This window comes from Arthrobacter sp. MMS18-M83 (assembly GCF_026683955.1).
GTDB lineage: Bacteria > Actinomycetota > Actinomycetes > Actinomycetales > Micrococcaceae > Arthrobacter.
The window spans coordinates 1878838-1902151 of record NZ_CP113343.1 but is presented as its reverse complement, the minus strand read 5'-3'; the positions used below and the strand labels follow the sequence as shown (position 1 = coordinate 1902151).

At 63.6% G+C, this 23314-nt stretch carries 18 protein-coding genes, 1 pseudogene and 1 riboswitch; of the genes and pseudogenes, 14 read left to right on the top strand and 5 right to left on the bottom strand.

The genetic code is table 11. The features are described 5' to 3' along the window. Positions 1-61 precede the first annotated feature (61 nt). On the top strand, positions 62-1597 hold the full coding sequence (locus tag OW521_RS08935) for a purine-cytosine permease family protein (RefSeq protein WP_268024651.1): 1536 nt from the start codon (positions 62-64) through the stop codon (positions 1595-1597). 11 nt (positions 1598-1608) lie between these two features. Further along, positions 1609-2601: a polysaccharide deacetylase family protein gene (locus tag OW521_RS08930; protein ID WP_268024649.1), complete on the top strand. Its 993-nt coding sequence runs from the start codon at positions 1609-1611 to the stop codon at positions 2599-2601. 195 nt (positions 2602-2796) lie between these two features. Here the strand turns inward: OW521_RS08930 and OW521_RS08925 are convergent, their stop codons facing one another. Together OW521_RS08925 and OW521_RS08920 are read right to left on the bottom strand one after the other, a co-directional pair. After that, positions 2797-3723, bottom strand: a complete 927-nt coding sequence (locus tag OW521_RS08925; protein WP_442781247.1) for a matrixin family metalloprotease — start codon at positions 3721-3723, stop codon at positions 2797-2799. Positions 3724-3770: 47 nt separating this feature from the next. After that, positions 3771-4934, bottom strand: coding sequence for a VIT1/CCC1 transporter family protein (locus tag OW521_RS08920; RefSeq protein ID WP_268024647.1), 1164 nt, complete (start codon positions 4932-4934; stop codon positions 3771-3773). Between the two features lie 268 nt (positions 4935-5202). Between OW521_RS08920 and OW521_RS08915 the strand changes: the two genes are divergently transcribed. Then, positions 5203-5391 (top strand): hypothetical protein, encoded by a 189-nt coding sequence (locus OW521_RS08915; protein ID WP_268024645.1) that lies wholly within the window; start codon positions 5203-5205, stop codon positions 5389-5391. Positions 5392-5434: 43 nt separating this feature from the next. Here the strand turns inward: OW521_RS08915 and OW521_RS08910 are convergent, their stop codons facing one another. Together OW521_RS08910 and OW521_RS08905 are read right to left on the bottom strand one after the other, a co-directional pair. Then, positions 5435-5755, bottom strand: a complete 321-nt coding sequence (locus OW521_RS08910) for a hypothetical protein (RefSeq protein WP_268024643.1) — start codon at positions 5753-5755, stop codon at positions 5435-5437. Between the two features lie 15 nt (positions 5756-5770). Beyond that, a riboswitch (SAM riboswitch) is annotated at positions 5771-5890 on the bottom strand. 142 nt (positions 5891-6032) lie between these two features. After that, positions 6033-7335: pseudogene (locus OW521_RS08905) on the bottom strand (sodium:solute symporter family transporter); the annotation flags it as partial. 204 nt (positions 7336-7539) lie between these two features. Between OW521_RS08905 and OW521_RS08900 the strand changes: the two are divergent. The 3 genes from OW521_RS08900 to OW521_RS08890 all read left to right on the top strand — a co-directional run bounded on the left by OW521_RS08900 (position 7540) and on the right by OW521_RS08890 (position 10101). Then, positions 7540-8115 carry a helix-turn-helix domain-containing protein gene (locus OW521_RS08900; RefSeq protein ID WP_268024641.1) on the top strand — a complete coding sequence of 192 codons (576 nt, stop codon included), beginning with the start codon at positions 7540-7542 and terminating at the stop codon, positions 8113-8115. Positions 8116-8365: 250 nt separating this feature from the next. Continuing rightward, positions 8366-9763 (top strand): ammonium transporter, encoded by a 1398-nt coding sequence (locus OW521_RS08895; protein WP_268024639.1) that lies wholly within the window; start codon positions 8366-8368, stop codon positions 9761-9763. After that, positions 9760-10101 carry a P-II family nitrogen regulator gene (locus tag OW521_RS08890; RefSeq protein ID WP_268024637.1) on the top strand — a complete coding sequence of 114 codons (342 nt, stop codon included), beginning with the start codon at positions 9760-9762 and terminating at the stop codon, positions 10099-10101. Before OW521_RS08895 ends, OW521_RS08890 begins: the two co-directional genes overlap by 4 nt. Before the next feature lie 64 nt (positions 10102-10165). Here OW521_RS08890 and OW521_RS08885 read toward each other — a convergent pair whose 3' ends face one another. Next, positions 10166-12154 (bottom strand): amino acid transporter, encoded by a 1989-nt coding sequence (locus tag OW521_RS08885; RefSeq protein WP_268024635.1) that lies wholly within the window; start codon positions 12152-12154, stop codon positions 10166-10168. Between the two features lie 211 nt (positions 12155-12365). On the opposite strand from OW521_RS08885, the gene speB reads away from it, so the two are divergent. From speB to OW521_RS08845, 8 genes are all read left to right on the top strand, one after another. After that, entirely contained in the window at positions 12366-13430 is a 1065-nt protein-coding gene (speB, locus tag OW521_RS08880; protein WP_268025775.1) for an agmatinase, read from the top strand. Beyond that, the gene (locus OW521_RS08875; RefSeq protein ID WP_268024633.1) at positions 13427-15091 is read left to right on the top strand and encodes a thiamine pyrophosphate-binding protein; all 1665 of its coding nucleotides are present in this window, start codon (positions 13427-13429) and stop codon (positions 15089-15091) included. The genes speB and OW521_RS08875 overlap by 4 nt, the downstream gene beginning before the upstream one ends. A 178-nt stretch (positions 15092-15269) precedes the next feature. After that, a complete protein-coding gene (locus OW521_RS08870) occupies positions 15270-15752 on the top strand; it encodes a MarR family winged helix-turn-helix transcriptional regulator (protein ID WP_268024631.1) in 483 nt (160 codons plus the stop codon). Between the two features lie 11 nt (positions 15753-15763). After that, a complete protein-coding gene (locus OW521_RS08865) occupies positions 15764-17803 on the top strand; it encodes an MFS transporter (protein WP_268024629.1) in 2040 nt (679 codons plus the stop codon). 212 nt (positions 17804-18015) lie between these two features. After that, entirely contained in the window at positions 18016-19749 is a 1734-nt protein-coding gene (locus OW521_RS08860) for an ABC transporter ATP-binding protein (protein WP_268024628.1), read from the top strand. Next, positions 19746-21833, top strand: coding sequence for an ABC transporter ATP-binding protein (locus OW521_RS08855; protein ID WP_326494018.1), 2088 nt, complete (start codon positions 19746-19748; stop codon positions 21831-21833). Before OW521_RS08860 ends, OW521_RS08855 begins: the two co-directional genes overlap by 4 nt. Before the next feature lie 110 nt (positions 21834-21943). Continuing rightward, positions 21944-22360, top strand: coding sequence for an acyl-CoA thioesterase (locus OW521_RS08850; protein WP_268025771.1), 417 nt, complete (start codon positions 21944-21946; stop codon positions 22358-22360). Positions 22361-22461: 101 nt separating this feature from the next. Continuing rightward, the gene (locus OW521_RS08845; RefSeq protein WP_268024626.1) at positions 22462-23193 is read left to right on the top strand and encodes a copper homeostasis protein CutC; all 732 of its coding nucleotides are present in this window, start codon (positions 22462-22464) and stop codon (positions 23191-23193) included. Positions 23194-23314 lie beyond the last annotated feature (121 nt).

Genomic DNA, 23314 nt, shown 5'->3' with positions numbered 1-23314 from the left:
GTTGCTGTGATGTGGGGCACATACATTGAAGTAGTCCCTTTCCTACACGGAGGATCCCCCAATGCACGAGAACTTATCCCCTGCGACGCCTGGGGCTGCAACGGCGCAGACCGACGTCGAGCAGAACCTGCAGTCCATTCCCGAATCAGCGCGTACCCGCAGCGTGGCGGGCCAATTCTGGATCTGGGCAGGCGCAAACCTTGCCCCCATCAACTGGGTCCTCGGGGCCCTCGGCGTCCAGCTCGGACTGGGGTTTGCCGACACCGTCATTGTCCTGGTGGTGGGAAACCTGATCGGCATGGCGCTCTTTGGCCTGTTTGTCCTTTTGGGGCAACGAACCGGCGCCACCGGGATGGTCCTTGCCAGGGCAGTCTTCGGCCGCCGCGGCAACTACCTCCCGAGCGCCATCCAGGCTCTCCTCGGAATCGGTTGGTGCGCAGTCAACACCTGGATCATCCTGGATCTGGTGATGGCGCTTCTCGGCAAGCTCGGCCTGGTTGACCCGGAGCAGCCGAATGTGGGCCCCAAGATCCTGGTGGCCTTCCTGATCATGGCCGCCCAGGTCATCATCGCGTGGTTCGGCTACAAGGCCATTGCGGCCTTCGAAAAGTGGACTGTTCCGCCAACCATCGTTGTGCTGATCGCCATGTCCGCCGTGGCGTGGTTCGGCATGAACATCGATTGGGGCTACGCGGGTCCTCCCGGGGCGGTCCTTGAAGGCGGCGAGCGAATCGCGGCCATGACCACCGTGATGACGGTCATTGGCATCGGCTGGGGCATCACCTGGTTCACCTATGCAGCGGACTATTCACGATTCGTCAGCACGTCAGTTCCGAAGCGGAAGGTGTACCTGGCCTCGGTATTCGGCCAGTTCCTGCCGGTGGTGTGGTTGGGCATCCTTGGCGCCAGCCTGGCAACGAAGAGCGGTACGGCGGACCCCGGCCACCTTATTGTCGACAACTTCGGCGTCCTGGCCATCCCGGTGCTCTTCCTGGTGCTGCATGGTCCCATCGCAACGAACATCCTGAACATCTACACCTTCTCGGTAGCTGCCCAAGCCTTGGACATCAAGGCCAAACGACGTTCCTTGAACATCTTCGTCGGGTTCCTGGCCTTGGTGGGCGTCGTGTTCTTCATCCTCCAGGAGGACTTCGCCTCAACGCTGAGCACCTGGCTCGGCGGGCTTGTTGCGTGGGTGGCCGCATGGGGAGGCATCATGCTGGTGCACTACTTCTGGGTGGACAAGCACAACCCCGTGGCTGTTGACCGGCTCTTCGACCCCGTGGGCACCCGTCGACTCCCGGCATTCAATTGGGCCGGCATCACTGCACTCTTGGTGGGCATCTTTGCCACCTGGCTGTTCATGTACGGTGTGCTGCCGATCATGCAAGGCCCCATCGCCACAGCCATGGGCGGGATCGACTTGTCCTGGTTGGCAGGCGGAGTAGTTGCCGCGGCTGTCTACGGCGCATTAGGCCCACGGGTTCATGCCCGCTACCTGCCGCTGCCTTCCTCCCCGGCCTCACTGCCTTCCGCGGCCGCCTCGACGTCGCAGCCCCTTGCGGAAGACGCCGTCGCCAATCTGGTCAACGACTGAAAGGAAACCCGATGACCACCAATTCTTTTCCTGACGAGGCACACCCGATCACTTGGCCCGAAGGTTTCAAGGCCGCGGCGTCCTTTACGTTCGACGTAGATGCCGAATCCTGCACCATTGCCCACGATCCAACGAGCACGCGGCGCATGTCACTCATGAGCCACCAGTCCTACGGACCGAGGATCGCCGTTCCGCGGCTCCTGAAGATCCTCGAGCGCCAGGAGATCCAAGGAACCTTCTTTATCCCGGGCTTCACGGCGGAGAGCTACCCGGACGTGGTCCGCCGGATCGTCGACGGCGGGCATGAAGTTGCCCACCACGGCTACCTGCACGAGCCAATGCAGGGAATCGGCGCCGCCGCCGAGGCCAGCTACCTGGACCGCGGGCTCGAAGCCCTCGCGAAGGTGGCCGGGGTCAGGCCGGTCGGCTACAGGGCACCGTGGTGGGAGCTCAACTGGCATTCGCCGGCCCTGCTCGCGGACCGCGGCTTCCTTTATGATTCAAGCCTGCTCGACGGCGATGCCCCCTACCGTATGGCGGTTGCCCCGGGCGATTCAGGGGACAGTGATTTAGGAGAGGGTGATTCACGGGACATCGATTCGCGGGACATCGTGGAGATTCCCGTGGATTGGGCGCTGGATGATTGGGAACAGTACGCGTTCTACCCGGGAGTGACAGGCAGTGGCGTCATCGAAAGTCCGGCCAAGGTCCTGGAAATGTGGACCCTGGAAGCCGAGGCCCACCACGCCCAAGGCAGTTGCTTCGTCCTGACCAACCACCCGTTCATCTCGGGCCGCCCTTCCAAGGCAGTTGCGTTGGAACAACTGATTGAACGGGTCAAAGCGATGGACGGGATGTGGGTGACAACCATGGAACGGATTGCCGAACACACGAAGGCCACCGTCAACGAGATCCACAGTCACGCCCGGATCGAGGTACCGTCCTTTCCTGGCGCGGGAGCCAGCTTCAAGCCTGCCCGGGTGCGGGAAACTGCCCTGAGCTAGCCCGGATTCCAATCAAACACCCGGGGACATGTCCAGCCTTGGCCGGGGGCAGTGGACATACTGCCTAGGGTCCATTGAGCATGTCCTGCCTTGGCCACGAGGAGTGGACATAGCACTCATATGTCCACTGCTGGGGCTGAAGGTTGGGCATGTCCCCCGGTGGTGGGGGTGAGCGGGGCTACAGGGTGGGCCAGTCTAGAGGTCGCTCCGGCAGGGTGCGGATGCGAGTTTGTATAGGCCGTTCAGGTCTCCGGCCGCCAAGCCATCCGGGGCGCCGATCTCCGGGTACATGAGCTGGACCGGATCCTCCACGTGGTCAAGGCCAACCACGTGGCCCAGTTCATGTTGCACCACCGCCGAGACGTAATGGGCACCGCCGGGGACGCCCAGCAGTCCCTTGATCTGCGGCGCGTCCAGTTCCAGGCTTCCTGTCACATAGCTCTTGGGGCCGGAGCCGAAGCTGTACATGGTGCTGCCGCCGGTGCCGATAACGGATCCAGCCAATGCCGGGGCGGCCTCGGGGGTGGTCCACGAAATCAGCAGCGGTGCCCAACGATCCCCGTAGAGGGCCGGTTGGTATGGCTTGCGCTTCTCTGCGGGGTTTTCGGTGCTGGCTCCGTCGTTGACGAATTTGAGGCCCGTGGCTCCAGAGATTTTGGCGATGGCGTCGGCGATGAGCCCCTCGGAGCCGGCAGGGGCCAGGGCCGCATTGACCACATAGTGCAGGGGTCGGCACGGTGAGTAGCCCACGGGTGTGCCGTCGGCGTTGGTGGCCAAGAATTTGTAGGAGTTGCTTGCCACGGCTGGCTTGGCGGGGGAGCCGAGCGCGTGGCCGGCTTCCTCCAGGCCGGGCGGCGGGGTGTCCGGGGCACGCGCGGCTTTTTGCGCCCCTTGCCCGGAATCTGCTCCTTGGGAAGAGTTGTGGCTTGGGGACTGGGCCGAAGGACCCAGGTTCGGAAGCAGGCCAGTGATCCGGGGATCGCCCCGGAGGAAACCACTCGCAAGTACGGCCACGGCCGCGACGATCGCCACGACCATGAGGTTTCGGAACAGTGCGACAGCGGTACTGGGCTGCCGTTGCGGAGGTGGCGGACCGCCGTCGTACCCGTAGTTCGAATGCAAGTCTTCCCCCAAGTCCCTGATTCCCGAGCCCCGAGGGGCCGATGCCACTAACGGATGACAGCGCCGAAAACGAGCCCCAGCCCATACGTGGCCGCGGCCGCACCGAGTCCGATGGCGAGTTGGCGGAGGCCGCGGGTCAGCGGCGAGGTTCCGGACAACAAGCCGACGACGGCGCCAGTCGACAGAAGCGCGATGCCCACCAGCGTACCGGCCACAGCGAGCGCAGCGAAGCCTGTCATGCCGAAGATGAACGGCAGGATCGGCACAATGGCGCCCGAGGCGAAGAAGCAGAAGCTGGAGATGGCGGCGCCCCAAGCGGAGCCAATCGCTTCGTGCTCGTTCACGGTTTCTTCAACCTCGGGATGGAGCGAGAGGCTGGGATCGCAATCGCAGCTGTAGAGGCCCATGCGTTCGGCGGCGCGGTGTTCGGCGGCTTCGTGGGACATGCCCCGGGCCAGGTACACCAGGACGAGCTCATTGTGTTCGATGTCCAGGGACGGGGCTGCGGTCAGCGTCGCCTGGGTGGGGCGGGTGGCCTTGAGGAGCTCCAGTTGCGAGCGGACCGAGACATATTCGCCGGCACCCATGGACAGTGCGCCTGCCAACAGGCCGGCGATACCGCTGAAGAGGACCACGGTTGCGGGCACACCGGTGGCAGCCATGCCCATCACGAGGGAAAGGTTGCTGACCAGGCCGTCGTTGGCACCGAATACCGCGGCGCGGAAGGTGCCGGACAACCTGTTGCGGCCGCGCGTCGCCAGGCCGCGGACAACTTCCTCGTGAATCTGTTCGTCGGCCGCCATTGCCCGGGTTGCCGCTGGATCCTTCGCGTAAGGGGAGCGGCCTTCCGCTCTTTGCGCGAGGGCCAGGACGAACACCGAACCGAAATTCCGCGCCAAGAAGCCAAGCAGCTGGCTACGGATGGAGGCTGCTTTCGGCATGCCTGCGTGTTCGCCGAGGAGCTTGAGCCAGTGTGCCTCATGGCGGCCTTCGGCCTCTGCGAGGGCCAGAAGGATCTCGCGTTCCTCACCATCGCGGCGCTGCGCCAGTTCGCGGTACACGGCGGCCTCGGCACGTTCGTCGGCCAAGTACTGCCGCCAGCGCTTGAGGTCCGACGACGACGGGGGAGTCTTGGTGGCTGCTGCGTCTTGCGATGGACTGCCTGAGTCGAACGGACTGTCTGATTGCGGGGTTTTTGCGTGCGGGTGCACCGGGACTCCTGAGTTGCTGGGGCGGGCTTCATCGCCTCATTGCACGTCCACTTTATCGCCAATTTCCGCGGTTTTTCGGCTGGTAATCCTTACTCGATGTTTTAGGTATGCCTCAAAAACCGGGAGGCTCCCGCTAAGCCTTGACCACCGGAGGGGGCAGTGCTGGGATGGATGGACAGGGTCCACGAATTGGCGGGGTGGCGTGGTGACCGGCTGCCTGATCTGCCTTGGCGATGGGCTCAGCGGCACGTCGAACGGAGGTTGCACCATGGACAGCACCGAGACCCACGCCCGCCACCCCGACCGTCCCACGGTCGAGGCCGATCCCGCCTACGACTACAACGAGGACCTGGAGGTGGACGAGGACTGGGAAGAACAACCCGAGGTCCTCGACGACGACGAACGGCCGGTTCCGCTCGACGTCGACGAACACCGTGAGGTTGGAGAGATCGAATAGCCCCGGCAGCGTCGAATGGCCCCGACTCGCTGAATCTGGGTAGCTAAAACGCGCTCAGGATGAAGTGGCGTTCCACGCCGGCCCGGTGCCCGGTTGCGGCCACCGTCAGCGTGAGCTTCCGTGTGGCCGGGAACCAGCGGGCAGGCTGGACTGCTTGCGAGAGGGCTTGGGTGATGAGCCGCGGCTCGTGATGCCAAAAGCGTTCCAGCCGGCCGTCCACCACGAACGTGATGGAACCCTGGGAGAGGTCGACGCCGGGAATCACCCGGACGAACTCGTCAACCCGCCTGGCCCGGGACGCGGGCAGGGTGCTTGGCTGTGTGGTGTGGCTGGCTGCGGCGGTAGCGCCGGTTTCCAAAGGCATTGCCTTCTCCTGGTGGAGGTGCTCTTGCCCGCTCGGTTGTCTCTGGTCCGGGTCGGGCCGCTTCTTCATCCGAACCACCCGTGAACATGGGGTTGGCGTATGGCAAGTCGGAGCTTGGCGCCACATCTCTTGAAGCTCTTCCTACTGTACAGGCCGGCTCGCCCTGGTGCCTCTGTAGCAAGGACGCCAGGCGTGAAGCGCTCCGGACGAGGCAGCGGCGCCGCAGCCCCTCGAACGAGAAGGTGCGGCGCCGCCGTCGTGATTTATTCTGTGATGCTCAGTGGCTGGCTACCGGGTGGACCTCCAACGGGAGTTCCTCCGTGACCGCACCGGCAACGCGGCGGTCCCAGGCCTCGCGGACCTCGAGCTCCGTGGGAGGCGTGAGGAGGGAGACCACGACGTAGATGAGCAGCGACGCGCCGAGGCCCCAGTAGATGGGATCGTTTGCGTAGACGCCGTCTTCGCTGGGGATGATTCCCGTGGCGTAAGCGATGAGCAAGGCCAAGGTCAGGACCGAGCCGACGGCCATGGACCATGCCGCGGCGATGCCCGTGCCGCGCTTCCAGACCAAGCCACCCAGGATGGCGACCAGGAGGCCGCCCACCAGGATGTCGTAGGCGATGGTCAAGGCAACCACGACGTCTTGCGCCGCCATCGAGATCAACACCGCCACGATGCCCAGGCCAAGGACCCAGTACCGGTTGGCCTTGACGTCGTGCTCGGGGTTTTCGGTGTCGTCGGTGTTGATCGTCTTGCCGAACCAGCTGGCCACGAACGGGACAACGTCAGCGCGGGCCACCGGGGCTGCGGCAATGAGGGCACCGGAGGCGGTGGACATCATGGCGGCGACCGTTGCGGCCATGACCAGGCCCCCGATGCCGATCGGCAGGATGTGCGTTGCCACCTCGGCGTAGACGACGTCCTTGCCAAGCGCTTTGACGTCGATGCTAGGCAGGGCAACCCGTGCGGCCAGACCGATCAGGGCGCCGGCCACGCCGTAAAGGACGCAGTAGATGCCCGCGGTGGCGCCGCCCCAACGGGCCACCTTGGGGATCTTGGCGGTGAAGACGCGCTGCCAGATGTCCTGGCCGATCAGCAGGCCGAGCGTGTGGACCACGAAATACGTGATGATGGTCTGGGCTCCGATGCCGTCCAGCTGGAAGAAGCTGGCGTCAACCCGGGCACGAATGCCGTCGAGGCCGCCCGCGGCGTTGAGGACGAACGGGAGCATGAGGAAGAAGATCCCCACCGTCTTGATGATGAAACTGCACCTGGTCGGCGAGGGTGATGGACCACATGCCGCCGATGGTGGAGTAGACCAGGACGATTGCGCCGCCGACGGCGATGGCGAGCCAGCGCTCCCAGCCGAAGAGGACAACGAAGATGGTGGCGTAGGCGCCCGTGGACGTGGCACACAGCATGAGGGTGTAGGCCAGCATGACGATGCCGGAGGTCTGCGTGGCACGCTGGCCGTAGCGCAGGCTCAGCATCTGGGAGACCGTGTAGATCTTCAGCCGCTGGATGGTGCCGGCGAAAAGCAAGCTCAGGAGGAGAACCCCCGAACCGATGGCCACCACCAGCTGGTGATTGGGGAGAATGGTCCGTGATGTATGCCTGACAAACAACACTTGTTGCCTATGAGGATACGTAGTGATGCGAGTAACAGTCAAGACGCCGACTTCCCCGCGAGACGCTCCGGCGTTGCCAAAAGGCCCGCCATGCCAGCGATCCGGCTACTATTGCTGCAATGACAGGGCCGTAGCAACGGCCTGAAAGGTTCGTGAATGAAGGCTCTCCCCGTTGAACCAAGCAATGTACCCGTTGCCATCGGTTCCAGAATCCGTGCCGCCCGCCAATCGCAGCGGCTCACCATCGAACAGGTCGCGGATGCCACCGGCCTGACCAAGGGTTTCCTGAGCCGCGTCGAGCGGGACCTGACATCGCCGTCGGTTGCTTCCCTTGTGACGCTTTGCCAAGTCCTTTCAGTTTCAATTGGCGAGCTATTTGCCGCCCCCGAAACGCACTTGACCCGGCGGGACGATGGTCCGCGGATTTCGCTCGGTGGGCAGGGGATCGTGGAGCGGCTCCTGACCGCCCGCTCAGAGCGGCGGCTGCAGATTCTGCAGGCAACCATCGAACCCCGGGGCCGCGGAGAAGCCGAGCTTTACGCCGTTGATTGCGACGTCGATGTCCTGCACGTGGTCAAGGGGCGCATCAAGTTGATCCTCACCAATGAGGAGTACGAGCTCGGGGAGGGGGACACCTTGTCCTTCCCGGGCCGCGAGCCCCACACCTGGGTCAACCCCACGGACGAGCCCGTTGAGGTGCTCTGGATACTGGTGCCGGCAGCCAGCCGCTGATGCTGGCTCCTTGCGACGCGCGGAGCGTAACAAGCCGGAAACCTGGCTGACTTCAGGATTAACCCACGGGCCTTCTGCGTTACGTGCTTGAAATAATTCTTGCCGACTACCGAAACAGCGCGGCTGTACCTTCGAGTCAACGCAACTCGTCAAGGTCGGTACCTCGTGAGGTACCAGGACCTGTTCGTTTAAAAATTGGTCTCGCCGTGCGGGCGCCATGGAGCGCCGTATATGCAGGAAGGCTCCCGAAATGAACTCAGCATTCTTTAGCGTAGGGCTGGATGTGAGCCCCCAGACCCTGGATCCCGGCGCAACAGCCTGGATGCTTGCAGCTTCCGCCCTCGTCCTTCTCATGACGCCAGGTTTGGCGTTCTTCTACGGCGGCCTGGTCAGGATGAAGTCCGTCCTCAACATCATGATGATGAGCTTTGGCGCCATTGGCGTGGTCGCGGTGGTTTGGGCCCTGTGGGGTTACGGACTAGCGTTCGGCCCGGATACCCTGGGCGGCTTCATCGGAGATCCCTTCGCGAACTTCGGACTCAGCGGTTTGACCAGCGTCATCGGTGGGAAAGCCCCGGGGCTGCCGGACATGGTCTTCGTCGGATTCCAAGCGACTTTCGCCATCATCACGGTCGCCCTGATCAGTGGCGCGGTGGCTGAACGAGTCAGGTTTGGCCCATGGCTGCTGTTTGCCGGCCTCTGGGTCACCCTCGTCTACGGGCCTATTGCCCACTGGGTCTGGGGTGGCGGCCTCTTTGGATCCACCGGGATCATCGGCAGCAAGATCTCAGCCCTTGACTTTGCCGGTGGCACGGTAGTGCACATGAACGCCGGCATGGCCGGGCTCATGCTTGCAGTAGTGCTCGGCAAACGGCTCGGATTCATGAAGGACCCCAACATTCGGCCGCACAACCTCCCCTTCGTGATGCTCGGGGCCGGCTTGCTGTGGTTCGGGTGGTTCGGCTTCAACGCCGGTTCGGAACTGGCAGCTGACGGAATCGCCGCGCTCGCCTGGACAAACACCCTCCTGGCCACGAGCGCCGCGCTCCTGGGCTGGCTTCTCGTAGAGCGGCTCCGCGATGGCCATGCGACGTCCCTCGGTGCCGCGTCCGGCGCCGTCGCGGGCTTGGTGGCAGTTACTCCGGCGTGTGGATTCGTGGATCCCATTGGCGCTCTCGTCATTGGTGTCGTCGCGGGTGCCGTCTGCGCACTAGCCATCGGGCTGAAGTTCAAGATCGGCCTGGACGACTCCCTGGATGTGGTTGCCGTGCACTTTGTCGGTGGCCTGTGGGGAACCCTCTCCTTGGGATTCTTCGCCGTACCCTCGGCCAAGACTGAAGGCGGCCTCTTCTACGGCGGCGGCCTGACTCAATTCTGGCCCCAGATATTGACTGCGCTGATGGTCACCGCATGGACGGCGATCATGACCACGCTCATTGGGCTCGCCATCCACAAGACAGTGGGCATGCGCGTCAAAGAGCACGAGGAACTGGCGGGCATCGATATCACGGAGCACGCGGAAACCGCATACGAGCTGGTGATGGTCGGCGGATCCTTCAACCCCGGGGAACCACAGAACGGCAAAACGCCCCCGTCGGCAAGCAAGGTCGAGGAAACGGAGCTGAGCCGTAGCAGGGCCTCGACGTGAAGCTCGTTACCGCGATAGTGCGGCCGGAGAGGATCGACGAGGTCCGTGAAGCCCTGGAGCGGTTCGGAGTCAACGGGATGACGGTGAGCCAAGCGAACGGCTACGGCCAACAGCGGGGTCACATGGAGGTCTACCGCGGGGCGGAGTACAACTCCGATCTCCTCCCGAAAATCCGGGTGGAGGTACTGGCCACGGACGATCTAGTGGACGGAATCGTGGACGCCATCATCTCCGGCGCCAGTACGGGCCAGTTTGGGGACGGCAAGATCTGGACCATCGACGTGTCCCAGGCGGTACGCGTCCGGACCGGGGAGCGTGGGGCCTCCGCGATCAGCTAGGGCCGTCAGCTGGAAGGACAGTGTTGGTGCCGCACCACGAGGTGCGGCACCAACACTTCCACGTTCAGCCCACGTGCACCCAAGGCCTGCGCGTGATGTCCGGTTCGGCTTCCCGCAGCACTTCGCGGGTTACCGGGGCAATCTCACCCTCGCCGAAAAATAGGAATTTGCTCAGGTTGGCGATCGGATTGCCTTCGGTCCAGCGGAAATAGATGTGCGGCATGAGACCTGTGACGTCGCGGATGTGGAGTAGCACCGCGGCCAGCGTGTTGGGCACATTGTTGCTGTGGATCTCCAGGATCTTGAAGCCGTGCCGGCGCTTGCCTTCCACCAGGAGTTCCTGCTCAAAGTCGGAGCTGTCATCCACGATGATTTCGATGAAGATCGCGTCGCTGTCTTTCGGCAGGTGGTTGGCCTGTTGGGCGTGCTGCAGCTTCAACTCGTACCGATCGGCGCTCAGCCGCTTTGGCTCGTGGGCGATGATCCGGATGGGACCTTCCTCATTGGCGGCCGTGAATTCGAGCGCCATCTTGTCCATCTTGATGTGCGTGGCGCGCAGTTCGAAGGAACGGCGTACCCGCGACGCGAAGCTCACCAGGACAATGCCAAGGATGAACAGCGCCGCGATCCTGATGCCATCCGGTCGCTCCACCACGTTAGCCACCGTGGTGTAAGCGAAGACCACAGCCACCGCGCCGAATGCGATGGTCTTGCCCTTCTGCATCTTCCTGCGGGCGGACAGGGTGACCGCGATCGAGGCCGAGGTCATGAGGACCAGCACCCCTGTGGCGTAGGCGCCGCCTTGGGCTTCCACATTGGCTTTGAAGACAAGCGTGATGATGAAGGCAACGGCAGTGAAGACCAGGACCAGCGGTCGGACGGCCTTGGTCCAGGCCGGGGCCATGCCGAAGCGTGGCAAATAGCGCGGCACAAGGTTCAGCAAGCCGGCCATGGCGGAGGCGCCAGCGAACCACAAGATGGCGATGGTGCTGATGTCATAGACCGTGCCGAAGCCGTCGCCCAAGAATTGGTGCGCAAGGAATGCGAGGGCTCGTCCGTCTGCTTTCCCTCCGGGCTGGAATTCAGCGGCCGGAATCAGGAACGTCGTGATGAAGCTCGAGGCCACCAAGAAGGCACTCATGATGAGCGCCGCCGTCGTGAGCAGTTTGTGGGTGCCGCGGATGCGGCCCGCAGGATTCGCTTCCGTGTCGCTCGGGCTGCCCTTGATTTGCGGCATGACTGCGACGCCGGTCTCGAAGCCTGAGAGGCCCAGTGCGAGTTTCGGGAAGACCAGGAGCGCGATGCCCACCATGATCAATGGGTTTCCGTGTTGCTGGTTCAGGGCGGCCCACCAGTCGGTCACCACATGTGCCTCGGTCACCACGTGCGTCAGGCCGACAACGACGACGACGGCATTCAGCACCAGATATACGCCCACGAGCACGACGGCGACGTTGATGGCTTCCTTGAATCCGCGCAGGAACACCACGGCAAGGCCGGCGATGAGCGCCAAGGTGATGGCGATTTCCTGCCCGTGGAGCCACTCCGGCGCGAACGGATTTTCGATCGCGTGGGCGCTCGCATCTGCTGCGGATAGGGTCATGGTGATCATGAAGTCCGTGGCCGCGAAGCCCAGCAGTGCCAGGACGAAGAGTTTGCCGCCCCAGCGCGGGAGGAGGCGCTCTAGCATCGCGATGGAGCCTTCGCCGCGTGGGCTCTCGCAAGCAACCCTGCGATAGACCGGCAACGCGCCAAGCAGGGTGACGGCGACCAGGACGATCGTGGCCAGCGGTGAGACGATGCCGGCCGCAAGTGCCGCAATGGCAGGTTGGTAGCCGAGGGTGGAGAAGTAGTCGACGCCGGTGAGGCACATGACCTTCCACCAAGACTGGGGCGTGTGGTCCTCGTCTGGTTTTCCGTGCGGACCTTGGCGCTTTCCCGACGTCTCGGGCATGCCGTCAAGCAGCCATCGCTTGAATTGCCCCTGTTTGATTTCGCCCGCGGGTTTGCGCCGGTCAGAGGGTTCGGTAGGCGGCCTGGTCAGCGTTGTCACATGGTCCTTTCGCGCAGCTTGGAAGCTGCTCCAGTTGGAGCGTACGGGCGCGTCTGGGGAGGGAAGCCGGTTTTTATGGAATCTTTACGCCCCATGTGACGGGGGTCACCATCATGAAGATCATTCTTATGTAAACAAGTGATGCATATAAGGCAACTTCGAGTGTATGATTGGTGTCACAGTCATCTATTCACTGAAGGAGTGGCGCATTTTGGAAGAGCTTCGTATTGAGGCCAACGGCAACCTTGGTCCCATTGATTCGGCCCGAATCCCGCGCTACGCCGGTGCTGCCACCTATGCCCGCCTGCCCAGGCTGGACCAGGTGTCCAAGGCCGACGTCACCGTTGTCGGCGTACCCTTCGATTCCGGTGTTTCCTACCGCCCGGGCGCCCGGTTCGGCGCCAACCACGTGCGTGAAGCCAGCCGCTTGCTCCGCCCGTACAACCCTGCGTGGGACGTCAGTCCCTTTGAGAACATCCAGGTTGCCGACGCCGGGGACATGGCCGTGAACCCCTTCAACATCAACGAGGCGATCGAGACCATCCAGCAGAATGCGCTGGACCTGACCGCCAACGGAAGCAAGCTCGTCACCCTTGGTGGCGACCACACCATTGCCTTGCCGCTGCTCCGCGCAGCCGCAGAGCGCGCCGGCGAGCCCGTCGCCATGCTGCACTTCGATGCCCACCTGGACACATGGGACACCTACTTCGGCGCCGAATACACGCACGGCACCCCGTTCCGCCGCGCCGTCGAAGAAGGCATCCTCGATACCGAAGCCATCAGCCACGTCGGCACCCGCGGCCCGCTTTACGGCAAGAAAGACCTCGACGACGACCACCGCTTCGGCTTCGGCATCGTCACCTCGGCAGACGTCTACCACCAGGGCGTACTGGAAACCGTAGCCAAGATCCGCGACCGCATCGGAAACCGCCCGCTGTACATTTCCGTGGACATCGACGTCCTGGATCCGGCCCACGCGCCGGGCACGGGAACCCCGGAGGCCGGTGGTATCACCAGCCGCGAGCTCCTCGAAATCATCCGCGGCTTCCGTGGCATGAACCTCGTGGGCGCGGACATCGTCGAAGTTGCCCCGGCCTATGACCATGCTGAAATCACGGGCGTCGCTGGCAGCCACGTTGCCTACGAACTCGTCACCCTCATGGCGGACAACGCCGTCGAAGGCAACCGCCACGGCGCCCCGAACGGCTACGCTGCCCAGGCCCTTGGCCAGGAATCCCGGCGCCCGGCCGGTTTCGCCCCGGCGGTCACGAAGTGACGGATCAGCGCAACGGCGGGGACCTCGTCGTCGAGACCCTTGAAGCGCTTGGCGCGAAGACGGTCTTCGGTATCCCCGGCCAGCACGCCCTCGGCCTGTTCGATGCAATGGGCCGCGGCAATCTGCACTTCGTCTCCTCCCGCGTGGAGAACAACTCCGCCTTCGCCGCTGACGGGTATTCCCGTGCCACGGGCGAAGTCGGTGTGCTGTTCCTGTCCACTGGTCCGGGTGCACTGACGTCCTTGGCCGGGCTCCAGGAGGCTTACGCAACTGGAGTGCCGATGGTTGTTGTAGCCAGCCAGATCCCCTTGGAGGGCCTGGGTGCGCGCCGGAAGGGCATGCTGCACCAGCTCGATGACCAAAAGGCCTCGGCCGCGAACGTCACCAAGAGCCAGCGCCTCATCCAGCACGCGTCCGGGATTCCCTCGGCCATCCAGGATGCCTGGACCGAGGCCATTTCCTCCCCTCAGGGCCCCGTGTGGATCGAGATTCCGCAGAACGTGCTCCTGGATCCCATCATGGTTCCGCCGGTGGAGGACGCCCTCGCCGAAGCGGCTGACAACCCGCCGCGCGTGGAGCTGATCCGCGAAGCCGTCAAATGGCTCTCGACGGCGGAGCGTCCGGCGATCATTGCTGGCGGCGGTACGCGCCGTGGCCGCGCTGAGAAGTCCCTCCTGTCGATCGCCGAGAAACTCCGCGCTCCGGTGATCTGCACGCCCGGCGGCAACGGGGCGTTCCCTTGGAGCCATGAACTGTCCCTGCAGTCGTGGATCGAGGACCGCCACATGACGGATGTCCTCGAGGACGCCGACGTGCTGATCGTCATAGGTTCCTCCCTGGGCGAGGTGACGTCCAACTACTTCACCTTCGAGCCTCGCGGGCGCATCATCCAGATCGACGCCGAACCCCGGGTCCTGGAGTCCAACCGCCCCGGCCTGGGCATCCGCGCCGACGCCGGCCAGGCCCTCGCGGCCCTGGACGAGGCACTGGACGAGGCACTGTCTCCGACGGCGGCGGCACCAGACTGGCACGGCACCTCGCCCGAGGACCTCGTCAAGGAGTCCTTGGCCAAGGTCAAGGAGCGCCTTGAATCGCAGGACCTCGGCAAGGAACTGAAGTTCATGGCCGATATCCGCGAGGCCGTTCCGGCCGATATGCAGACCTTCTGGGACATGACCATCTCCGCTTACTGGGGATGGAGCTGCTGGGATTCCCGCGAAGGCCAGTTCCACTCGGCCCAAGGCGCCGGCGGTCTCGGCTACGGCTTCCCGGCCGCCATCGGCGGTGCCGTGGGACTGGAAACCGTCGGCAAACCCGGCCGCGTGCTGGCAGTCTCCGGTGACGGGTCCTCCATGTACTCGATCTCGGAGCTGGCCACCGCCAAGCAGCACAACATCCCGGTGACCTGGCTGATCGTCGACGACGGCGGTTACGGCATCCTGCGCGAATACATGGTGGGCGCCTTCGGCAAGGCCACCGCCACCGAGCTGGCCCGCCCGGACTTCGTCAAGCTCGCCGAGGCATTCGGCGTCGCGGCCCGCCGCGTGGCCCCGGAGGACGTCGGGGACGCGCTCCGGGAAGGCTTCGCCGCGGACGGCCCCAACGTCGTCGTGGTTGAAACCCTGCTCAAGATGTTCGGCCCCACACACCTGGGCAACTGACCCCCAAACGCCTCAAACCCGAGCGCGAGCTGGCAGCTAATGACCCCTTTTTCGAAGATTGAGGGCATGAGCTGCCAGCTCGCGCTCGGCGTTTAACGCACCTCACACTTCATTAGTTTCCCAAAGCAATCAAATTGGCATATAGTTGCTTTAGGCAAACAAAAGTGAGGTGTCTTCCATGGCTGTCGCATCCAGCACGGCAACCGAACTCGTCCATCAGATCTTCGATCTCCAGCGAGTCCTGCGTTGCATCGTGACCGCAAATATCGCGAAGGATGCCGACGTCGGGTTCGCCCTGCAGGGCGTGATGCGCTTCATCGGCGAGGGGGAGTCCCGGGCCACGAAGCTCGCCTCGCGCCTCGGCGTCAGCCCTCCGGTCCTCAGCAGGCACATCGCCGAATTGGAAGAACTCGGGTTGGTGGTCCGGCGACCCGATCCCGCGGACGGCCGCGCCCAGCTGGTGGCCTTGTCCGAAACCGGCATTGAAAAGGTCCGGGATTTCGAAGAACAGCGCAGCCTCAATTTACGCGCCTACCTCGCGGAGTGGAGCGAGGAAGACGCCTTGGAAGCCGGTCAGGTCCTTGAGAAATTGACCGCATCACTCAACCACTCAGTCCGGGCAACGGCGGCCGGCTCCCATCACTCGAACCACAAAGCTTAGGAGCAGCACCAATGGCAACCCGAATACAAGAACGTTCGACGGCGGTGCCGGCGTCATCCGCGCCCATGACGCACCGCCAGATCATGGAGGCACTGACCGGCCTCCTCGCGGCATTCTTCACCGCTATCCTGAGCAGCACCATCGTGGCCAACGCCCTGCCCACCATCATGTCCGATCTCCATGGCACGCAAACGGACTTCGCGTGGGTCATCACGGCCGCGCTGTTGGCCAACGCCGCCACCACTCCCATCTGGGGCAAGCTCGCCGACCTCTTCGACAAGAAGCTCCTGGTCCAGCTCAGCATCGTGATCTTCGTGGCCGGCTCGGTCATGGCCGGCTTCTCCCAAAGCATTCCTTTCCTCTTGACCGCCCGCGTCATCCAAGGCATCGCGATGGGTGGGCTCACCGCCTTGGCCCAAGCCATCATCGGCACCATGATTCCGCCGCGGGACCGTGGCAAGTATTCCGGCTACATGGGCGCTGTCATGGCCGTTGGTACCGCCGGCGGGCCGCTCCTCGGCGGGTTCATCGTTGACAGCCCGCTCGGCTGGCGCTGGACGTTCTTCGTCTGCGTGCCGCTCGCCGTCGTCGCGCTCATCCTGCTCCAGGTGACCCTCAAGATCCAGCACATCAAGCGCCCCGCCAAGATCGACTGGCTCGGCTCCATCCTCCTGACCTCGGGCGTGAGCCTGCTCCTCATCTGGGTTTCCTTCGCCGGCAACCCGGACTACTACGACTGGATCTCCTGGCAGTCGGCCCTCATGGTGGGTGGCGGCGTGCTTCTGCTGGCACTGCTGGTGCTGGTCGAATCCAAGGTGTCCCAGCCCATCATCCCGCTGAAGATCATCTCCCAGCGCACCACCGCCTTGGCGATCCTGGCCTCCGTGGCCGTCGGTATCGCGATGTTCAGCTCGTCGACGTTCCTAGGCCAGTACTTCCAGGTAGCCCGCGGCGCCACGCCCACCGAGGCAGGCCTCCTGACGCTGCCCATGATTGCGGGCAACCTCCTGGGCTCCGTGGCCTCCGGCCAGCTCATCAGCCGCTTCGGCAAGTGGAAGCGGTTCCTCCTTGCGGGCTCTGTGCTGCTGGCTGGCGGCCTTGCCTTCACGGGCACCATCGACCACACCACGGAACTGTGGATTACCTGCTGCTACACCGCTATCTTCGGCCTGGGCCTTGGCTTGCTGATGCAGAACCTGGTCCTCGCTGTCCAGAACACGGTCCGCGCCCAGGACATCGGAACAGCCAGCGCGTCCGTGGCATTCTTCCGCTCGGTAGGTGGCGCGATCGGTGTCTCCGTGCTCGGGGCCATCATGGCCACGCACGTCAAGGACCTTGCCACCAAAGGCCTCACCGCAGCCCACATCCCGGTAAGCGGCGGCTCCAGCGGTGGAAGCATGGATCTAGCTGACATGCCTGCCCCGATCCGGGACATCATGCGTGCCGCCTATGGCGACGCGACCGCCCAGATCTTCCTTATCTCAGCGGCCATTGCCGTGGTCGCTTTCCTCGCGGTCCTGTTCATCAAGGAGGTTCCGCTGCGGAAGACGGTGGACGCCTCGCCCGAGAAGGAACTGCTGGCAAACGCTTCCGGCGAGGCCGCGATGACACTGGACACCTCAGCGCTGCCCGTTATCGGAGCCACTGAGCTTCCCCAAGCAGCCGACGACGGCGGCACCCCCTTGGGTGCCAGCCGCGCCCGTGCTGCGGCCGAGAAAGAGCACGATGACCTGGACCTTGAGTTTGCCCGGATCCTGACGCAGGAACGGCCGGACCCTGCCGCTGGCCTGCGCGAGGTCCAGGACCAGCTTGCCCGGACCCAGAGGTTGCTGGCTGAGCAACAGCTTCAGCTGAGCCAGGCACAGCGCGAGCTCCAGGCGCGCGTGCACGAACAGCAGGCCACCGCCGTCGAGCAGTCAAAGACCGCGGAGGAGTTGGCCGCGCTGCGCAAGGAACTCAAGCGTGAGCGTCGCCGCCAGGAAAGGGCAGCCCTGCTGCTCATTGCGGGCGAAGCCTCGAGGGCAGGCGAGACCGGGCGGCACGCGGGCTAGAGGGTCAGGCGGGCCAGGAGCCGCCCAGCGGGCTTGGAAGCGCTGGAGTGGCTCAGGTACGCCGCAAGGATGATATTCGGCTATCGATATTTCGCTGAGGCAACGGATTTCGTAGAGTTGAGGGACTAATACTGTCAGCGCCTGCTGTTATCCATGTATTAAGTCATTCGCATATTGATTCATTCGCGCACTCTCATTAAGGATCCGTGGGCATGCTTGTCACCCTGATACGGCGCTACTCCAAGCCGTATTTGCCGCAGATACTGGCCGTCATCATCTTCCAGTTGGCGTCCACCATCGCAACCCTCTACCTTCCAAGCCTCAACGCAAAAATCATCGATGAAGGGGTATCCCGGGGGGATACCAACTACATCTGGCAGACCGGTGCCCTGATGCTCGCGGTCGCGCTCGGCCAGGTCATTGCGGCCATCGCAGGGGTCTATTTCGGATCCCGCGTGGCCATGGCCATGGGCCGCGACTTGCGCAGGGACGTCTTCCGCAAGGTCAGCAGCTTCTCGGCCAAGGACGTCAACAGCTTCGGCGCGCCCACGTTGATCACGCGCGGCACCAACGACGTCCAGCAAGTGCAGATGCTCATGCTGATGGGCCTGAACTTCATGGTGTCCACGCCCATCATGTGCGTGGGCGGCATCATCATGGCCCTGCGCGAGGACCTTAGCCTGTCGTGGCTCGTCTGGGTTTCGGTGCCAGTCCTCGTGGCCGTGGTTGGCTACCTCGTGGTCAGGCTCATGCCGCTCTTCCGCTCCATGCAGAAGAAGATCGACGCCATCAACGGTGTTCTGCGCGAACAGATCATCGGTATCCGCGTGGTGCGGGCCTTCGTCCGTGAACCTTACGAGGCCAAGCGCTTTGGTGACGCCAACAAGGATCTCACCTTGGTTTCGGTCAAGATCGGCAATCTGTTTGTCTTGATGTTCCCTGCCATCGGAATGATCCTGCACCTTTCCACGGCAGCAGTGCTGTGGTTCGGCGGCCAAAGGGTGGATGCGGGCAACATGCAGGTGGGCTCCTTGACTGCATTCCTGCAATACCTCCTGCAGATCCTCATGGCCGTGATGATGGGTACCTTCATGGCGATGATGATCCCGCGTGCCTCCGTCTGTGCGGACCGCATCGGCGAGGTCCTCGACGTCGAACCCTCCATCCACGATCCGGAGGCGCCCGTGGCGCCCGCGGAGAAGAAGGGCCGCGTCGAATTCCGCGATGTCACCTTCAAATACCCCGGCGCTGAAGCTCCCGTGCTGAGCAACATCTCTTTCACCGCGGAGCCGGGCCAGACCCTCGCCATCATCGGATCCACCGGCGCGGGCAAGACCACTTTGGTGTCGCTGTTGCCGCGCCTGTACGACGTCGCGTCCGGCGATGTATTGCTCGACGGCGTTCCGGTCACCAGCCTGGACCGCGACGAAATCACCAGTCGGGTGGCCACTGTGCCGCAGAAGCCGTACTTGTTCTCCGGAACCATCGAGCACAACCTGCGTTTCGGCAAGACCGATGCCACGGACCAGGAACTCTGGGATGCCTTGGAAACCGCGCAGGCCAAGGACTTCGTGATGGAAAAGTCGTCGGGCCTTAACCGGCGGGTGGCGCAGGGCGGCACCAACGTCTCCGGTGGCCAGAGGCAGCGCCTCTGCATCGCCCGGGCCCTGGTGACACAACCCAAGGTGTATCTCTTTGACGACTCCTTCTCGGCTTTGGATGTGGCTACGGATGCCCGCCTTCGCAGGGCGCTGAAGGAGAAGACGCAGGATGCCACGGTCATCATCGTGGCCCAGCGCGTCTCAACTATTGCGGATGCGGACCAGATCCTCGTCCTGGACAACGGCAGAATCGTTGACCGGGGCACCCACGACGAACTACTGGAAACGTCACCCACGTACCAGGAGATCGTCGAATCCCAGCTGAGCGCGGAGGAAGTGGCATGAGCGAACAGAACCAGCAAAAGCGTGGCTGGGCCGCGAAGGCCGAGGCAGCGCGCGAAACTGCGGAAGCGAAGGATGCAAACGCAGCCGGTGCCGTAACAGCCGTGGACGATGACGACGTCGAAGAAACCGAATACACTCCAGGCGAAGCCGACGGTGGCATGTTCGGCAACCTGCCGGCCAAGAAGGCCAAGGCCTTCGGACCGTCCGCGAAGCGGCTCCTGGGTCTGCTCAAGCCCGAGGCCGCAGGCGTGGTCTTTGTTATCGGCCTCGTGGTGGTTTCCGTTGTCCTGAACGTCATCGCCCCGAAGATCCTCGGTAGCGCCATGGACGTCATCTTCGGCGGTGTCATGGGCAAGCAGTTGCCTCCCGGCGTGAGCCAAGCGGCCTTCGCCGAAGGACTCCGCCGAGCTGGCCAGAACAACTTCGCGGACATGGTCTCCAAGATGGAGCTCACCAACGGGATCAATTTCTCGAAGCTGACGTTCCTGATCTCGATCGTGCTCTTGATGTACTTCGTGGCCAACATCTTCCTGTGGGCCCAAGGCTACATCCTGAACAAGATCGTCATGAAGGTCATCAACCGCCTCCGCAATGACGTCCAGGCCAAGCTCAACCGCTTGCCCCTGAACTACTTCGACACGCGCCAGCGCGGCGACATCCTCTCCCGCGTGACCAACGACGTCGACAACGTCCAGCAAGGGCTCCAGCAGGCGTTCGCGCAACTGGTCAGCTCGGTGCTGACGGTCTTCGGCATCACCATCATGATGTTCATCGTTTCCTGGCAGCTCGCCCTGATCGCGTTGGTCGCCTTGCCGCTCTCCGGTGTCCTTGCCGGCGTGATCGGTTCGCGCAGCCAGAAGCTCTTCGCCGCCCAGTGGAAGAACACCGGCTCGCTCAACGGCCAGATCGAGGAATCGTTCTCCGGCCACGAGCTCGTCAAGGTCTTCGGGCGTGACGCGGACATGCTGGAGCGTTTCGACGAACGAAATGAAGCCCTGTACAAGGCCTCGTTCGGGGCGCAGTTCGTTTCGGGAATCATCTTCCCGGCCATGAACTTCGTCTCCTACCTCAGCTACGTGGGCATCGCCGTCGTCGGTGGTTTGCGTGTCGCCTCCGGTTCCATGAGCCTGGGCGACGCCACGGCGTTCATCCAGTACTCGCGTGAATTCACCCAGCCGCTCGGCCAGATCGCCGGCATGGCCAACATGCTCCAGTCCGGTGTGGCTTCGGCTGAGCGCGTCTTCGAGTTCCTGGATGCCGATGAGGAAATCCCGGAGAACGCTGCCCGTCACCTGCCCCCGCGCACGGACGGTCACGTCGAGTTCGAGAACGTGTCGTTCAGCTACGTTGCCGACAAGCCGCTCATCGAGAACCTTTCCCTCAGCGCGGAGCCCGGACATACCGTGGCGATTGTCGGACCCACAGGCGCGGGCAAGACCACCCTGGTCAACCTCGTCATGCGGTTCTACGAACTCAATTCGGGTCGTATCACCCTGGACGGGGTGGACATCAAGGAGCTCAGCCGTTCCGAGCTTCGCTCCAAGGTGGGAATGGTGCTCCAGGACGCCTGGCTGTTCGGCGGCACCATCTACGACAACATCAAGTACGGCAACCTCGACGCCACCGAGGAGCAGATCATGGAAGCGGCCAAGGCCACGTACGTGGACCGCTTCGTGCGTGCCCTGCCGGATGGCTACCAGACCATCATCGACGAGGAAGGCAACAACGTCAGCGCGGGCGAGAAGCAGCTCATCACCATCGCTCGGGCCTTCGTTTCCGATCCCTCGCTGTTGATCCTGGACGAGGCCACGAGCTCCGTTGACACCCGTACCGAGTTGCTGCTGCAGAAAGCCATGGCTGCCCTCCGCACGGATCGCACCAGCTTCGTCATCGCCCACCGTTTGTCCACCATCCGCGACGCCGACACCATCCTGGTGATGGAAAACGGCAGCATCGTGGAGCAGGGCAACCACAACGAACTGCTCGCTTTGCAGGGTGCGTACTACCGCCTGTACATGTCGCAGTTTGCCGGTGAGGATGCCGAAGAAGTCGCTGTGGATGATTCGACGGCGGTTCACAGCTGAGCGCGGATACCGGGCTAGTGGCAGGGGCGGATCCGGACGCCCCGCAGAACCCGGACGCTGCGTCAGCAACGGATTCAGGGCGCGGCCAACGGATCAAGGTCCTCGTGCCGATGCGTTGGGGCGACATGGACGCCTACGGGCACATCAACAACGTCCAGATCGTCCGCATGTTGGAGGAGGCCCGTATCGCGGCCTTCGGTCCGCCCCGCGGTGCGGGTTTGCCCGGTGCCGAGCCGCCTGTCTCCATTTTCAACGATGTTGAGGATGGAGTCATGACCCTTGTGGTGGAGCACAAGGTCCGGTACGTCCGCACCTTGGAATACCGGAACGTTCCGGCAGTTGTTGAGATCTGGGTGGGTGCCGTGAAGGGTGCCAGCTTTGACCTCCACTACGTCATCAAGGATCCCGTGACCGGCGAGGACTGCGTCAAAGCCAGCACGCATCTTGCTTTCGTGGATGAGTCCACCGGCCGGGTCCGCAGGCTCACGCTGGTGCAAAAGCAGCAGTTGGAACCCTACCGGGCCTAGCTCCTGTCCGCTGGAGATCGTGGGTGCAGGTCGTGGGCTGCGTTCCGGAACGCAGCCCACGGGCCACACCCACGATCTGGCACCGCCGGTAGAGTTTCCCCATGAAACTCGAGATCGTCGCCGTCGGTGTCCAGGGCGCTGCCGTTGCCGCTGAAGAAGGCGCGGACCGGATTGAACTATGCAGCGCCCTGGAGCTTGGGGGACTGACCCCGAGCCAAGGCCTTATGGACGCCGCACAGGAAACTGTGGCCGGAAGGCTGGAGATCCACCCGCTCATCCGTAGCCGGCCCGGTGATTTCCTGTACTCCGGCACGGATTTGGACACCATGGACCGAGAGATCCGATTCCTGCTCACGCAAGGAGCACACGGGGTAGTGATCGGGGTTCTGACGGCCGCCGGCGAAGTCGACATCGAAGCCACACGAAGGCTCGCGCACGCCGCCTTGGAGACCAACCCCGCCGCCCAACTGACATTCCACCGGGCCATCGATCAGACGCCGGACCCCGCGGCCGCCGTCGAGCAGCTCGTGGAACTCGGATTCACCAGGGTGCTCAGCTCCGGGGGTGCCGCCACGGTGGGAGCGGGGATCGCGACGCTCAAGCGCATGGTCCAGCGCGCGGCGGGGCGGCTTGAGGTGATGGCAGGCGGCGGCCTCGCCCTGGACGATATTCCGGCCTTGCGCACCGCGGGATTGAGCGCGGTCCACTTGTCGGCCAAGATCACAGTTTCCCACCAAGACAATTCTCTCGATTCGCCGGGGCATTCAGACCCTACGGCGTACATGATCACCGACCGCGATGTGGTGAGGGCCGCACGCGCCGCAGCGGGGTGACATCCCAACTGACTGGCAGTTAATGTCGTTATCAGCCCTCATAACGACAACAAATGCGAGCCAGTTGGGATTGCGCTTCGCAATGACCCTTTACATGACGACGCCCGGGGTCAAGGATGGA